This is a genomic window from Pseudomonas sp. ACM7 (assembly GCF_004136015.1).
GTDB lineage: Bacteria > Pseudomonadota > Gammaproteobacteria > Pseudomonadales > Pseudomonadaceae > Aquipseudomonas > Aquipseudomonas frigoris.
The window spans coordinates 4,269,965-4,283,516 of record NZ_CP024866.1 but is presented as its reverse complement, the minus strand read 5'-3'; the positions used below and the strand labels follow the sequence as shown (position 1 = coordinate 4,283,516).

Genomic DNA, 13,552 nt, shown 5'->3' with positions numbered 1-13,552 from the left:
CGCGATGAACATCAATCTGCAACTCGATGCCCTGCGCAACGCCTATCGCGACGCCAGCATCACACCTCGGCAACTGCTCCTGAACCTGCGCGACAAAGCCGCTGCGCTGAACCCGGATTATCACCTGTTCATCCACTTGCTCAGTGTTGAAGAACTGGAACCGTACCTTGCCGCGCTCGACGGTCGCGACCCCGACAGCTTGCCGCTGTTCGGCGTGCCGTTCGCGATCAAGGACAACATCGACCTGACGGGCATTCCGACGACCGCGGCGTGCCCGGCGTTTGCCTACGTGCCGGAACGTTCGGCGACCATCGTCGAGCAATTGCTGGCGCTGGGTGCGATTCCGTTGGGCAAGACCAATCTTGATCAATTCGCCACCGGGCTTAACGGCAGTCGCTCACCGTATGGCGCGTGCCCGAACAGCGTGTTGCCGGAGTATCCGTCGGGCGGTTCCAGTGCCGGCTCTTCGCTGGCGGTGGCGCTCGGCGTGGCGAGTTTTTCCCTGGGCACTGACACGGCGGGTTCCGGGCGCGTGCCGGCGGCGCTGAACAATCTGGTGGGGTTGAAAGCCACTAAAGGATTGATCTCTACAGCGGGTGTGGTTCCGGCCTGCCGCACCCTCGATTGCGTGACCACGTTTACCGCGACTGCTCGGGAAGCCAGTCAGTTGCTCGCGCTCACTGCGCACCTTGATCCCCTTGATGAATACAGCCGCAGTAATCCGCTGTGGAATGACGGCTCGGCGTTTGGTGCACCACGCCCCTTCCGCTTCGGCGTGCCGCGTGCTCAGGATCTGAAGTTCTTCGGCTGCCCTGAAGGCCCGTTGTTGTTTGGTGATGCCATCGATCAGCTCAAGGCTTTGGGCGGTGAAGCCGTGGAACTGGATTTGTCGCCATTTCTCGAAGCGGCGCGGTTGCTCTATGAAGGGCCTTGGGTGGCTGAGCGCTACAGCGTGGCCGGTGAGTTGATGGAGAAAAATCCAGAAGCTGTGCTGCCGGTGATTCGCGCGGTGCTGGCCAAGGCTCCAGCGGTGAACGGTGTGCAAACCTTCCGCGCCCAGTACCGGCTGCAAGCGCTGAAAGCCCTGTGCGACCAGGCGCTGGAAGGCCTCGACTGCGTGCTCACACCCACCATCGGCCGCCCCGTCACGCGGGCGGAACTGGATGCCGAACCGGTGCTGCGCAATTCGGAACTGGGCTACTACACCAACTTCATGAACCTGCTCGATTACGCCGCCGTCGCCGTGCCCAGCGGCTTCATGGGCAATGGTTTGCCTTGGGGCGTGACGTTGTTCGGACGGGCGTTTACTGATCAGTATTTGTTGGGTGTGGCGGATGCGTTGCAGCGCCAGCAAGGTTTGGCGACACCGCTTCCGTCGGCTGTCGCACGTAATGACCGGGCGCGATTGGTGGTGTGTGGCGCGCATCTGGATGGGCTGGCGCTGAACTGGCAGCTCAAGCAGCGCGGGGCTCGACGGGTCGAGACGACGTTCAGCTCGCCGGACTATCAACTGTATGCCCTGGCTGGCGGCCCGCCGTTTCGTCCCGGGATGGTTCGCGTGAAGGACGGGGGTGTGGCGATTGCAGTGGAGGTTTGGGAATTGCCGAGCCGTGAGTTGGGCTCGTTTTTGACCGGTATTCCGGCGCCACTAGGGTTGGGCAAAGTGCAATTGGCGAATGGGCGTTGGGAGAGTGGGTTTATTTGTGAGGCGTATGGGTTGGAGGGGGCAGCCAATATCAGCCATCTGGGCGGATGGCGTGCGTATCTGAGAAGCCTTGTCTGACAGCACGCAGGAACCTGTGGGAGCGAGCTTGCTCGCGATGACGGTCTAACAGGCAAAAACCATGTTGTCTGACAGTCCGCTATCGCGAGCAAGCTCGCTCCCACAGGGTCCGGGTGCAACCTGCATGGAGTGCGGGAGCCATCATTCGCCTTGCACATAGAACAGTTATTTCCCGGCGGTGCCATTAGAATGCCTGCCATCGGATCACTGCCAACGGAATCGTCATGCCGCTTCGCTCGCCGCTGTATTCGCAACGTTCGTTGGTCCTCACGCTGATCGCGTTGCTGAGCGCAGGTTTTCTCGCCACGTCCTTCCTCAGTTACTACGCCTCGCGAGCGTCGATCCGCGACAACATCATCAACACCGAACTGCCGCTGACGTCGGACACGGTCTACTCGGAAATCCAGAAAGACCTCGTCAGACCGATCCTGATTTCCTCGATGATGTCCCGCGACACCTTCATGCGTGACTGGGTGGTAAACGGCGAGCAAGATCCCGAAAAAATGACCCGTTACCTCAACGAGGTCATGACCCACTACGGGGCCTACACCGCATTTTTCGTCTCCAACACCAGCCTCACCTACTACCACGCCAACGGGGTACTCAAACAGGTCAAAGCCACTGAACCCCGCGATGCATGGTATTTCCGCGTACGAGACATGGCCGATCCCTACGAAATCAATGTCGCCCCGGACCTTGCCAACAAGGACAACCTGACCTTCTTCATCAACTACAAGGTCTACGACTACAACAACCGTTTCATTGGCGCGGCTGGCGTCGGTCTGACAGTCGATGCGGTGATCAAGCTGATCGACAAGTACCAGCAGCGTTATCAACGCAGCGTGTTTTTCGTCGACAACTTCGGGCGCCTGGCGCTTACGGGCGCCGAGGGTGGCCCAGAAGGCGCGCGGATCGGGCGGACCCTCGGCGAGCTCGACAGCATGAAGGACCTGGTCAGCCAACTGCCCAAACCTCACAGCGGTAGCTACGAATATTCCGTCCGGGGCCAGGGACATTTCCTCAATGTGCGTTTCATTCCGGAGCTGAACTGGTACTTGTTCGTCGACAAACGCGAAGACGGTGCCCTCAGTGAAATCCGCCAGTCGCTGTACCTCAACCTCTTGATCTGCCTGATCGTCACGCTGATTGTGCTGGCCCTGCTCAACCGGGTGATCAAGCGCTACCAGGGCAAGATCCAGGCCCAGGCGATCCTCGACAGCCTGACCGAGTTGCCGAACCGCCGCGGTTTCGACCTGTTGGCGGCGCAAGCCATGCACGAAGCCCAGCGCGAGCCCAAACCGCTGACCGCGTTGCTGCTGGATCTGGACCATTTCAAGGCCTTGAACGACACCTACGGTCATCTTGCCGGCGATCAGGTGCTGATCGGCTTTGCACGGGATCTGGAGAGTTGCCTGCGGCACTCCGACATCGTCTGCCGTTGGGGCGGGGAGGAATTTATCGTGCTGCTCAAGGACACTGATGGTGAGACCGGTCTGATGGTCGCCGAGAAAATTCGTCAGCATGTCGAGCAACAGCGTTATGCCTACAACGATAAGGCCTTGCAGCTGACCGTGAGCATCGGCCTGACCACCCTGCAGACCGATGACACCTTGCACACGCTGCTCTCGAGAGCGGATCATGCGATGTACCGGGCCGAGCAAGCCGGCCGTAACCGCACCTGCGTGGAAATGCCTCACTCCAGTTATGCATAACCCTAAATGAATAAGCCAGATTTCTGCCCGGCCTGCGGCGCCTCCAACGACTGCACTCTGGCCGACCCGCGAACCGCCGATCGGGCCTGCTGGTGCTACGGCGTCAGCATCGACCCGGCAGTGCTCGAAGCACTGCCGCCCGAACTGCGCGACAAATCCTGTTTGTGCCCACGCTGCGCGCAAGTCGAGGCGCAGCTGTAAGCAACCGCACAACCGATCACGTAAGATACGCCCCCCTTTCCTACCGATCCCTCGTCATGCGCATTGACCGTTTCCTCAGCAACCTGCCGCGCTTCAACCGTAAGCAGGTGCGTCTGTTGCTGGTGGGAAAGCGCGTCAGGATCGACGGAAAAGTCGTCAGCGACCCTCACGCCGACGTACTGGAATTCAGCCGCGTGGAAGTCGACGATGAGCAGCTGCAAGTCGGCAAGCCTGCACGCTACTTCATGCTGCACAAGCCGCCCGGCTGCGTCAGTGCCACCCGCGATCCGCAACACCCGACCGTGCTCGACCTGATCCATGAACCGGACAAGGAGGACCTGCACATCGCCGGGCGCCTGGACTTCAACACCACCGGCCTGATGCTGATCACCAATGATGGCGGCTGGTCGCGACGCCTGACCCAGCCGCAAACCAAACTGCCCAAGGTCTACTACGTAGAGACCGAGCAAGAGATTGGCCCGGAATACGCTTCGAAATTCACCGAAGGCCTGTACTTCGCCTTCGAAGACCTCACCACCCAACCCGCCGAGCTGGCCGTACTCGGGCCAAACTCCGCACGACTGAGCATCGTCGAGGGCCGTTATCACCAGGTGAAGCGGATGTTCGGCCATTTCGACAACAAGGTGCTGCGCCTGCACCGTGAAAGCATGGGCCCGCTGGTGCTCGACAGTGCCCTGAAACCGGGCGAGTACCGCGCATTACGCACCGAAGAGATTCAATTGATCTAAGCACTCGACCGCTCAGCAGAAGTTGTCGAACAATTTGCAAAGATACTTGCGTGATGACGTGACCCCTGCTTGAATCAGGACGTCGGCCGAAATGTGACCGACGAGTCACAATATACTTCTAAGAAACTTTTTGCCGGTAGAGAACCCTCAGGTTCCGCCTTCCCCCGGCAGACTGCCCGCCAATAACAATACCCGTCGACCGGACTGCAATGGATCGACATGGGCCTCTCAAATTCCAGGCGTATGCCTACCTGTCACAAAGCTCGTGCAATCTGATTTGCACGCATACCCGCTTGCCAGGAGTCTTATGACATGAGGCCAGAAATCGCTGTGCTGGATATACAGGGTCAGTATCGGGTTTACACGGAGTTCTATCGCGCAGACGCCGCAGAGAAGACCATTATTCTGGTCAACGGCTCGATGGCCACGACTGCGTCGTTTGCACAAACCGTGAAAAACCTTCACCCGCAGTTCAATGTGGTTTGCTACGACCAGCCCTACGCGGGCAAGTCGAAAGCCCACAACCTGCACGAGAAATTGCTGACCAAGGAAATCGAAGGGCAGATCCTCCTGGAGCTGATCGACCACTTCGCCGCCGAACACGTGCTGTCGTTTTCCTGGGGTGGCGCCGCGACCCTGGTCGCCCTGGCCCACCAGCCACGACGCATCGAGAAAGCCGTGATCAGCTCGTTCTCTCCGGAGATCAACGCGCACATGCTCGACTACCTCGAGCGCGGCATCGATTACCTCGGCAGCCGGGACGGTGACCGGGTCGGCAACCTGGTGAACAGCACCATCGGCAAACACCTGCCGACACTGTTCAAGCGCTTCAATTATCGGCACGTCAGTTCCCTGGCCGAGCATGAGTACGGACAGATGCACTTCCACATCAGCGATCTGCTGCACAGTGATCGCCAGTGCTTCTTCAAAGCCGCGGAGAAAATCAACGTGCCGGTGCTGTTCATGAACGGCGAATGGGACGAGTACACCGCTGCCGACGGCGCTCAACTGTTCGCCAACCATGTGCAACACGCTACTTTCACCACCCTGCAGGCCACCGGCCACTTTCTCGACATGGAACACAAAGCTGCTTGCCGAGATAGCCGCAACGCATTGCTGGGCTTTCTGAAACCTTCGCAACACGAAAGTCGACCGCGTTATCACTACGTCCAGGACCAACATGCATTGGCCATCTGAAACAGCGTCATCGCGAGCAGGCCCCGCCCTACAGTGTTGAATGCATTCCTGTAGGAGCAAGGCTTGCCCGCGATAGACCGCCACCCGGTCTGTGTCTTGTTTCACCTGCGCTAAAGCCGTCCCACGCAAAGAAAAACTTCATTTCCACGCCCACATCTGGTACAAAGTCAGCCGCTCTGAGCGGGTGTCGTATAATGGCATTACTCCAGCTTCCCAAGCTGATAACGAGGGTTCGATTCCCTTCACCCGCTCCAATCGAATTTGATCTCACGTCAGGCGGGTTTTGACGGGAGATGCAGGAACACAAAAACCGGTCCGTTGTGAGCGGTTTTTTTGTGTCCAGGATTTGGGGTGCCGGGGAACCTGCCGGGAGATCAGACGGCATGCTTCCGTCCCCATGCCGGAATGATATGCAGTGCTATACTTTTTTATGGTTTGAATGAAGCGCGCAACGTGCCCACGGGTACTGATACCGACTGTAAATCTCGACTGGCAGCTGCAAGACAAAGGAGGTCTACGGCAAGCACGAGATGGGAGGTTTGGCATGAATCGACACTATTACATCAGCAACAATCTCGACGATCTTGAAGCCGTTGAAAATGAGCTGGAAGCCAGCGGCATCAATTCCGAACAAATTCATGTGCTCAGTGAGCACGTTGCCGATGTTGAACAACATCACCTTCACGAAGTTAACTCGTTAATGGAACAGGATGTTGTCCACTCTGGCGAAATTGGTGCAGTGATCGGTGTGCCACTCGCGGCGCTGGTTCTTGGCGGCGCCTATTGGCTGGGCTGGACCGAATCCGCCGCAGGCTGGATGCCTTTCATCTTTCTTGCCATTGTTGTATGTGGCTTCTGCATCTGGGAAGGCGGTTTTTTTGGTATCCAGGTGCCAAACACTCACTTCCGCAGTTTTAAACAGGTGGTAGCAGAGGGAAAACATATTTTCTTCGTAGATGTCGAGCCGAATCAGGAGTCGGTATTGGACGGGGTTATCGAACATCATCCAATGCTGGAGATCGCCGGTACGGGAACGGCAGCCCCCCACTGGACAGTCGCCTGGCAGCACAAATGGCATCAGTTCAAGCGAGTGATATCGGGTTAGCCCCTGGAGACTGAAGGCCATCCGGAAGCTGCTTATTGGCCGAAGGAAATGACCCGACTGAGGAAAACATAGTCCGCCTCGGTGGCCATCAGTCCGACGAGTACCAGCAAACACAACGGTGGCACCAGTATGGCGTAGACCATGGCCAACCGTTCCCAGGCCATATGCATGAAGATGGAGACAATTAAACCTGCCTTCAACAACATGAAAGTAATAATCAGGGCCCAACGAAGGTAACCATGGAAGTGAAAGTAGTCGACCAGATACGACATCGTACTGAGGACGAACAACAGCCCCCAGATTTTAAGGTACAAGCTGATCGGATGTTGCTGACCCTGAGCATGTGCCATCACCCGTGCTCCTCTACCATAAATAGAAGAAAGCAAAAATAAACACCCACACCAAATCCACGAAGTGCCAGTAAAGCCCGGCTATCTCGACGTTCTGATAGTTCCCGGAGCGCTCATAATCTCCCCGCATTACTTTCATCGCCACAATGCTGAGATAAATGGCGCCGATTGACACATGCAGTCCGTGGAAACCGGTAATCATGAAAAAGCTCGCACCAAACTGCGCCGCCCCCATAGGGTTCCCCCAAGGACGCACCCCTTCTGCGATGAGCTTGCTCCATTCGAATGCCTGCATGCTGACGAAGGTCACACCCAAGGCAGCGGTCGCCAGCATCAGGGCAGAGGTTTTCGCACGATCACGGCGATAGGCGAAATTGACTGCCATGGCCATGGTGCCACTGCTGCTGATCAGCACAAAGGTCATGATGGCGATCAGAATAAGCGGGATTTCTCTACCGCCGATCGTCAATGCGAACACTTCACTGGGGTTCGGCCAGGCGGTAGTGATGGTCATGCGTACCGACATGTAGCCGGTTAAAAAACAGGTGAATATAAACGTATCGCTGAGCAGGAATATCCACATCATCGCCTTGCCCCAAGGGACCTGCTTGAAAGCCTCCTTATCCGAGGACCAGTCGCTGGCGATGCCCTGCCATCCTGCTGTAGGCGGCAAGCTGGGTGGATTGGATGAACTGGACTCGCCTGGGGCGGGTGAATGCGATGCCATGGCTTTTCACCTCAGGCCGCAGAATCTGGCGATGGCTTCATAGGTTTGCGGCGTGCTGGTCAGCAGAGCGAATAGCACGAACCAAAGACCCAGTAAGTAATGCCAATAGATGGTACAGAGTTCTACGCTGGCGCTGAGTTGCGGCAACGGCACATGACGCAGGAATTTGGCGACGGTTCTGCCCCAGGCGATCAACCCGCCCAGCAGGTGGAGTCCATGCACACCGGTCAACAGGTAGAAGAAGCTGTTGGCCGGATTGCTGGCGACAAAGTAGCCCCAGGCGACAAACTGCTGCCAGACCCAGAATTGTCCCACCAGAAAGGCAATTGCAAATACGCCCCCCAATACAAAGCCAATGACCGTTGCGTCCAGTCGAGCCTGTCGCGCGGCCATGCGCGACCACTGCAGTGCGATGCAACTGAATACCAGAAAAGCCGAATTCACCCACAGCGGCCATGGATTGGCTAACGGGGCCAAGGGGTCTGTCAGGGGTAGCCAGTCGGCCATTTGTGAGCGGGCGATAAAGGCGAGCAGGAAGAGAAAGAATAACGAACTCACCACGGCCAGAAACAAGCGCAGGCCTATTCTTGCAGTTTTGCTTCTATCAGCGGCGGCCTGAATACCTTCAGGATCGCGACTCCAACTGCCGCCGGGGTCAGCGCCATCGGCGTTTCTCAATAGCATTCGGCTCATGTTTTAACGTCCGCTATCTTGGTTCCGGCACTCAGTTGCCGCATGTGCTCCAGCTCCTCGGCGGAGATTGTTTGCGGAACGAAATCCTGTTCTATCCCCGGCACACTGTAGTCATAGGCCCAGCGATGCACGACCGGCAGCTTCGCTCCCCAGTTACCGTGTATCGGCGGGGTGTTCGGCGTTTGCCATTCCAGACTGGCCGCGCCCCAGGGATTACTGCCTGCGGGCCTGCCCTTAAACACACTCCAGGCCAGGTTAAACAGGAACAGCAACTGGGAAACGCCGACGGTCAATGCGATCACCGTAATGAAGGCATTCAACTCTTGCGCCGACTGCGGGATGAACGCGTAGTTTTCATAGGCGTAGTAGCGACGTGGCATGCCCTGGAAACCCAGGTAGTGCATGGGGAAGAAGATGGCGTAGGTGCCCAGAAAGGTAATCCAGAAATGCAACTTGCCCAGGGTGTCGTTCAACATGCGCCCGGTGACTTTCGGGAACCAATGATAAATGCCACCGAACACCACCAGTACCGGTGCAACCCCCATGACCATATGAAAATGGGCTACGACGAAATAGGTGTCCGAGAGCGGAATATCCACGATCACATTGCCCAGAAACAAGCCGGTCAGACCGCCGACCAGGAAAGTGACGATAAAGGCCAGGGCAAACAGCATCGGCACGGTCAGATGGATGTCGCCGCGCCACAGGGTCAGCACCCAGTTGTAGACTTTCAGTGCAGTCGGCACCGCGATGACCAAGGTGGTGACGGCGAAGAAAAAGCCAAAGTACGGGTTCATTCCGCTGACATACATATGGTGCGCCCAGACCACAAAGCTGAGTACGCCAATCGCAATAATGGCCCACACCATCATTCGGTAGCCGAAGATATTTTTACGCGCATGCGTGCTGATCAAATCGGAGACCAGACCAAACGCCGGGAGAGCAACGATGTAGACCTCCGGGTGGCCGAAGAACCAGAACAGGTGCTGGAATAAGATCGGGCTGCCACCCTGGTGATCGAGCTGCTGCCCCAGCGAGATCATCGCCGGCATAAAGAAGCTGGTGCCCAACAGCTTGTCAAACAGCATCATGACCGCACTGACGAACAACGCCGGGAACGCCAGCAAGGCCATGATCGAGGCCATGAAGATTCCCCATACGGAGAGCGGCATGCGAAACAATGTCATGCCGTGCGTGCGCGCCTGCAACACCGTGGTGACGTAGTTCAACCCGCCCATGGTGGCTGCGACAATAAAAATCGCCAGTGAGACGAGCATCAGGACGATGCCCCACTCGACCCCCGGTGTCCCCTGAGAAATGGACTGTGGCGGATAGAGCGTCCAGCCCGCACCGGTGGGGCCGCCAGGGACAAAGAAACTGGAGAGCAGCACGAGTACCGCCAGCAGGTAGAACCAGTAACTCAGCATGTTGACATAGGGGAAGACCATGTCGCGGGCGCCCACCATCAGCGGGATCAGATAATTGCCGAAGCCCCCCAGAAACAAGGCCGTCAGCAAATAAATGACCATGATCATGCCGTGCATGGTCATCGCCTGATAGTAAGTACTGGCGTCCATGAACGCCAAACTACCGGGGAAGCCTATCTGTATGCGCATCAAGTCAGACAACACGATGGCGATAAGCCCCACGAACAGAGCCGTCAAGGAATATTGAATGGCTATGACCTTGTGGTCCTGACTCCAGATATATTTGGTCAGGAAACTTCTGGGTTCGTGCAGTGCTTCTGTTTCGGCTTGCTCCGCATAGGCCATCACGTCATCCTCCTGCCGAAGTTTCAGTGTATTTCTGGCTGCTTTACGGCTATTTCCCTGGCTCAGCCTTGCTCGTGTCAGCGTCAGCATTCGCTTTGGATTTGATAAAAGCGATCAGTGCGTTCAGGTCCTTGTCGCTCGGAGTAAAGGGCGGCATGACGGCTGCATAGCCCTTGACGATTTTGGCTCCGGGATTAAGAACCGAATCTTTTATATAGCCCTCGTCGGCCTTGATACTTGTACCGTCGGCAAGGGCTTCTGTCTTGCCATACAGGCCCTGCCAACTGGGGCCGACACCCTTGCTGCCATCGACACTGTGGCAGGCCAGGCAGCCGAGCGACTGAGCCAGCCGCTGTCCCTGCGCCGCCAAGTCGTCACCTGGGCCCGACGCTTCGCTGGCAGAAGGTTCATTGTCTTGCTGCGCGGCACCCAGTGATTTGATCAGGGCTACAAGTGCGCCCAGCTCATCGTCAGTGAGAGTATAGGCCACCATGACTGGCGGGTAGCCCTGTACCAGTCGGGCCTTCGGATCGAGGATCGACTCTTTCACGTAGGCCTCATCGACCAGCGCACTGGTGCCATCGGCAAACTGTTCAGTGCGGCCGTACAGACCCTTCCATCCCGGGCCGAGACTGGCACTGCCATCCTGGCTATGGCAGGCACCGCAGCCGTATTTTTCGACCAACAGCCGACCTTTTTCCAGCACGCTGTCCCGACTGGGCTTGGCAGCTGTCGTTAATGTCTGCGCAAAAGTCGGTTGGCTGTTCAGCCATTGATCGAAGGCGTCCTGTTCCTCCACGATCATATGACCGCGCATGTTGTAATGACCTACGCCACAATATTCAGCGCAAAGGACTTCATACTTTCCGGTTTTAGTCGGTGTAAACCAAAAATACGACACCATCCCTGGCACCATGTCCATCTTGCTGCGCATTTGTGGTACATAGAAATCGTGCAGCACATCTTTAGAGCGCAGTAAAACTTTTACCGGCTTATCGAGCGGAAGGCGAACTTCATTGTTTATTATAAGTACATCGTCTCGCCCAACAGGATCCTTGGGATCAAGGCCAAAGGGATTGACGGAATCAACAAACTTAATATCCGACTTGCCCAGTTTCCCGTCCTGGCCGGGAAAACGAAAGGCCCACTGCCACTGCTGGGCGACCACTTCAAGTTCATAAGCATTATTCGGCACCCGGACAAAGTCACTGTAAACAACCAGACCTGGCGCCAACATCGCGGCAATACCTACCGAGGTCACGATAATTAACCATGTTTCCAACTTTTTATTTTCTGGCTGGTAGGCCGCCCTGGCACCTTCCTTGTGACGGAAACGTATCACGGCCACCGCCATGAAGAGGGTGACGGCGATGAAAAATATTCCGCTAATGATCAGGGTGATGAACAGGGTGCTGTCTATTGACCCCCAGTTGGAAGCTGCCGGTGTCGCATGCCAAGGCGCAAGTATATGGAACAGCACAGATGCAATAACGATTAGTACAAGAATAATTGCCATTGCCATTTTGCTTTCATCCTATTCCTGTTACTCATCGGTATGCATAAACATCGCCACAGAACAACATCGTCAAATCAATACTAATCTGACGCCAAAACAGGCTAGACAAATACCACCTATCTTCGTGGCAAAGTCCGCAGGAAGTATAGTTCATGGCCGGAACAAGCGCTTTTCCTGAAAAGCCGTGTTGCCTGGATATTCCAACCTCAGCACCAACTTCATTACTTGAAACCTATTCGCTATATATAGCTGTAACTATTCAGCAACACATCTCGTCTGGACGACACGTCGAGCAAGCGAGGTCCGGTTGCCAGCTATAATTAGGTCTGATTACGGAAGGCAAAGATCGGCTAAAAGCGCCCGCAAAGATCCTCGCCTATGCATAGCGGTCAGACAAGACGGCCAAGGGCGATAGCGTCCAGCCGTCCACAACGGAGATTTCGTCATGAGTGCCTTGACGATCGAAGGCTGGTGCAAAGTCAACGGAGAACAAAAGTCGACCCCGATGGGTGAAATCCATTTTTACGTCGATGGCCCCCTCCATCTGGGTCTGGAGCAAGCAGAAGAACGCCTGCAGAAGACCCATGAGCGTGAAGCCATGGTGGATGTCGACATGGACACACTGGAGTTGCAATTGCCGGAGGGATACGCCCCCTTGTCCGACTGCCAGATGCGCGTCTATATACACAACGAACGTGGTCAGTTCCATCTGGTCGGGCATCGCGCGAGTGATGGAAGCTTGATCTATAGCAACGCGGTTTTGATTGATCAGCTGATTGACGCCTAGCTACGACGGAATTCTCGGCCATTGGTACGCGAAAGGGACAGACGAAAAGAGCGGGATCTGTCCCTTTTTCATTAACGCATCAGCGCGTCGCAACGATAAACAACCGTGGGAACGGCAGCAGCACTGAACCATCGGCCAACGGCGGATAGGCCAGTTCGATTGCCGCTTGATACTGCTTGAGATACTGCGCCCGCTCCGCCGCATCCAGCGGATCGAGAAACGGCCGCAAACCGCTGCCCTTGAACCACTCGACCACACCAGACGCGCCGCCAGCCAGTGGATGATGGTAAGTCGTGCGCCACACATCGACACGGGAACAGTGGGCTCGCAGCATCGAGTAATAACCACTGGCGTCTGCCATCTCTGTCCGCTGCCCGGCGGCGCCCGCCAGTTTCCCAACCCATGGGCCATCGGCTGCAACTTCGCGCATCAAGCGATGCGAAGGTTCGTTGAGATTGTCCGGCATCTGGATCGCCAGGCTGCCACCAGGGGCCAGCTTGCTCGCCAGTGCAGGTAGCAACTTCGCGTGGTCGGGAACCCACTGCAACACCGCGTTAGCGAAAATCACATCAAACGGGCCGTTTTCGTTCCAGGTATCAATATCAGCCGTATCGAATTGCACCTGCGGCAAGCGCTTGCGGGCGGCGTCGATCATATCGGTCGAACTGTCCAAGCCACGTACCGTGGCATTGGCGAAGCGCTCAACCAACAACTCGGTCGAATTACCGGGGCCGCAACCGATGTCGATTGCCGAGCGCGCGTCCACAGCAGGGATCGCGGCCAGCAGGTCACGCGCGGGGCGTGTGCGTTCATCTTCAAAGGCGACGTATTGTTTGGAGGACCAACTCATTGCGTTCTCCTGTCGGTGCGTTGTTGTAGCAAGAGGCGGAAAACCGGTTCGCTACGATACCTCGACCGGTGCGCTCTGCCCTATCCGACCTATGGCGAAAGGTGTCAGGT

The 13,552-nt window shown here is 56.7% G+C and carries 13 protein-coding genes and 1 tRNA gene; 8 read left to right on the top strand and 6 right to left on the bottom strand.

The window, feature by feature from the left end; genetic code table 11:
• Window positions 1-4: 4 nt before the first annotated feature.
• The 7 genes from atzF to CUN63_RS20300 all read left to right on the top strand — a co-directional run bounded on the left by atzF (window position 5) and on the right by CUN63_RS20300 (window position 6,747).
• On the top strand, window positions 5-1,783 hold the full coding sequence (gene atzF / locus CUN63_RS20330) for an allophanate hydrolase (RefSeq protein WP_129441900.1): 1,779 nt from the start codon (window positions 5-7) through the stop codon (window positions 1,781-1,783).
• 224 nt (window positions 1,784-2,007) lie between these two features.
• A complete protein-coding gene (locus tag CUN63_RS20325) occupies window positions 2,008-3,495 on the top strand; it encodes a sensor domain-containing diguanylate cyclase (RefSeq protein WP_129441898.1) in 1,488 nt (495 codons plus the stop codon).
• Between the two features lie 6 nt (window positions 3,496-3,501).
• Window positions 3,502-3,696, top strand: a complete 195-nt coding sequence (locus CUN63_RS20320) for a cysteine-rich CWC family protein (protein WP_008153014.1) — start codon at window positions 3,502-3,504, stop codon at window positions 3,694-3,696.
• 56 nt (window positions 3,697-3,752) lie between these two features.
• Entirely contained in the window at window positions 3,753-4,445 is a 693-nt protein-coding gene (locus CUN63_RS20315) for a pseudouridine synthase (protein ID WP_129441897.1), read from the top strand.
• Window positions 4,446-4,757: 312 nt separating this feature from the next.
• Window positions 4,758-5,642, top strand: a complete 885-nt coding sequence (locus tag CUN63_RS20310) for an alpha/beta fold hydrolase (RefSeq protein ID WP_129441896.1) — start codon at window positions 4,758-4,760, stop codon at window positions 5,640-5,642.
• 180 nt (window positions 5,643-5,822) lie between these two features.
• Window positions 5,823-5,896: transfer RNA gene (locus CUN63_RS20305), tRNA-Gly, on the top strand.
• Between the two features lie 290 nt (window positions 5,897-6,186).
• Window positions 6,187-6,747, top strand: a complete 561-nt coding sequence (locus tag CUN63_RS20300; protein ID WP_129441895.1) for a magnesium transporter — start codon at window positions 6,187-6,189, stop codon at window positions 6,745-6,747.
• A gap of 32 nt (window positions 6,748-6,779) precedes the next feature.
• Here CUN63_RS20300 and CUN63_RS20295 read toward each other — a convergent pair whose 3' ends face one another.
• From CUN63_RS20295 to CUN63_RS20275, 5 genes are read right to left on the bottom strand one after another with little or no spacing between them, the layout of a single operon-like run.
• The gene (locus CUN63_RS20295; RefSeq protein ID WP_033061398.1) at window positions 6,780-7,097 is read right to left on the bottom strand and encodes a cytochrome C oxidase subunit IV family protein; all 318 of its coding nucleotides are present in this window, start codon (window positions 7,095-7,097) and stop codon (window positions 6,780-6,782) included.
• A 13-nt stretch (window positions 7,098-7,110) separates the two neighbouring features.
• Entirely contained in the window at window positions 7,111-7,824 is a 714-nt protein-coding gene (locus CUN63_RS20290) for a heme-copper oxidase subunit III family protein (protein WP_129441894.1), read from the bottom strand.
• 6 nt (window positions 7,825-7,830) lie between these two features.
• The gene (locus CUN63_RS20285; RefSeq protein ID WP_129441893.1) at window positions 7,831-8,517 is read right to left on the bottom strand and encodes a cytochrome c oxidase subunit 3; all 687 of its coding nucleotides are present in this window, start codon (window positions 8,515-8,517) and stop codon (window positions 7,831-7,833) included.
• Window positions 8,514-10,289, bottom strand: coding sequence for a cytochrome c oxidase subunit I (gene ctaD / locus CUN63_RS20280; protein WP_129445123.1), 1,776 nt, complete (start codon window positions 10,287-10,289; stop codon window positions 8,514-8,516). Before ctaD ends, CUN63_RS20285 begins: the two co-directional genes overlap by 4 nt.
• Window positions 10,290-10,338: 49 nt before the next feature.
• Complete coding sequence (locus CUN63_RS20275) at window positions 10,339-11,811, bottom strand: cytochrome c oxidase subunit II (protein ID WP_129441892.1); 1,473 nt, start codon at window positions 11,809-11,811, stop codon at window positions 10,339-10,341.
• Between the two features lie 439 nt (window positions 11,812-12,250).
• Between CUN63_RS20275 and CUN63_RS20270 the strand changes: the two genes are divergently transcribed.
• Window positions 12,251-12,592, top strand: a complete 342-nt coding sequence (locus CUN63_RS20270; RefSeq protein ID WP_129441891.1) for a hypothetical protein — start codon at window positions 12,251-12,253, stop codon at window positions 12,590-12,592.
• Window positions 12,593-12,671: 79 nt separating this feature from the next.
• Here the strand turns inward: CUN63_RS20270 and tam are convergent, their stop codons facing one another.
• Complete coding sequence (tam, locus tag CUN63_RS20265; protein WP_129441890.1) at window positions 12,672-13,442, bottom strand: trans-aconitate 2-methyltransferase; 771 nt, start codon at window positions 13,440-13,442, stop codon at window positions 12,672-12,674.
• Window positions 13,443-13,552: the final 110 nt, after the last annotated feature.

Excerpts from the sequence above, each read along its gene's own strand:
- atzF (WP_129441900.1), top strand. The coding sequence starts at position 5 with ATGAACATCAATCTGCAACTCGATGCCCTGCGCAACGCCTATCGCGAC.
- CUN63_RS20325 (WP_129441898.1), top strand. The coding sequence starts at position 2,008 with ATGCCGCTTCGCTCGCCGCTGTATTCGCAACGTTCGTTGGTCCTCACG.
- CUN63_RS20320 (WP_008153014.1), top strand. The coding sequence starts at position 3,502 with ATGAATAAGCCAGATTTCTGCCCGGCCTGCGGCGCCTCCAACGACTGC.
- CUN63_RS20315 (WP_129441897.1), top strand. The coding sequence starts at position 3,753 with ATGCGCATTGACCGTTTCCTCAGCAACCTGCCGCGCTTCAACCGTAAG.
- CUN63_RS20310 (WP_129441896.1), top strand. The coding sequence starts at position 4,758 with ATGAGGCCAGAAATCGCTGTGCTGGATATACAGGGTCAGTATCGGGTT.
- CUN63_RS20300 (WP_129441895.1), top strand. The coding sequence starts at position 6,187 with ATGAATCGACACTATTACATCAGCAACAATCTCGACGATCTTGAAGCC.
- CUN63_RS20295 (WP_033061398.1), bottom strand. The coding sequence starts at position 7,097 with ATGGCACATGCTCAGGGTCAGCAACATCCGATCAGCTTGTACCTTAAA.
- CUN63_RS20290 (WP_129441894.1), bottom strand. The coding sequence starts at position 7,824 with ATGGCATCGCATTCACCCGCCCCAGGCGAGTCCAGTTCATCCAATCCA.
- CUN63_RS20285 (WP_129441893.1), bottom strand. The coding sequence starts at position 8,517 with ATGAGCCGAATGCTATTGAGAAACGCCGATGGCGCTGACCCCGGCGGC.
- ctaD (WP_129445123.1), bottom strand. The coding sequence starts at position 10,289 with ATGGCCTATGCGGAGCAAGCCGAAACAGAAGCACTGCACGAACCCAGA.
- CUN63_RS20275 (WP_129441892.1), bottom strand. The coding sequence starts at position 11,811 with ATGGCAATGGCAATTATTCTTGTACTAATCGTTATTGCATCTGTGCTG.
- CUN63_RS20270 (WP_129441891.1), top strand. The coding sequence starts at position 12,251 with ATGAGTGCCTTGACGATCGAAGGCTGGTGCAAAGTCAACGGAGAACAA.
- tam (WP_129441890.1), bottom strand. The coding sequence starts at position 13,442 with ATGAGTTGGTCCTCCAAACAATACGTCGCCTTTGAAGATGAACGCACA.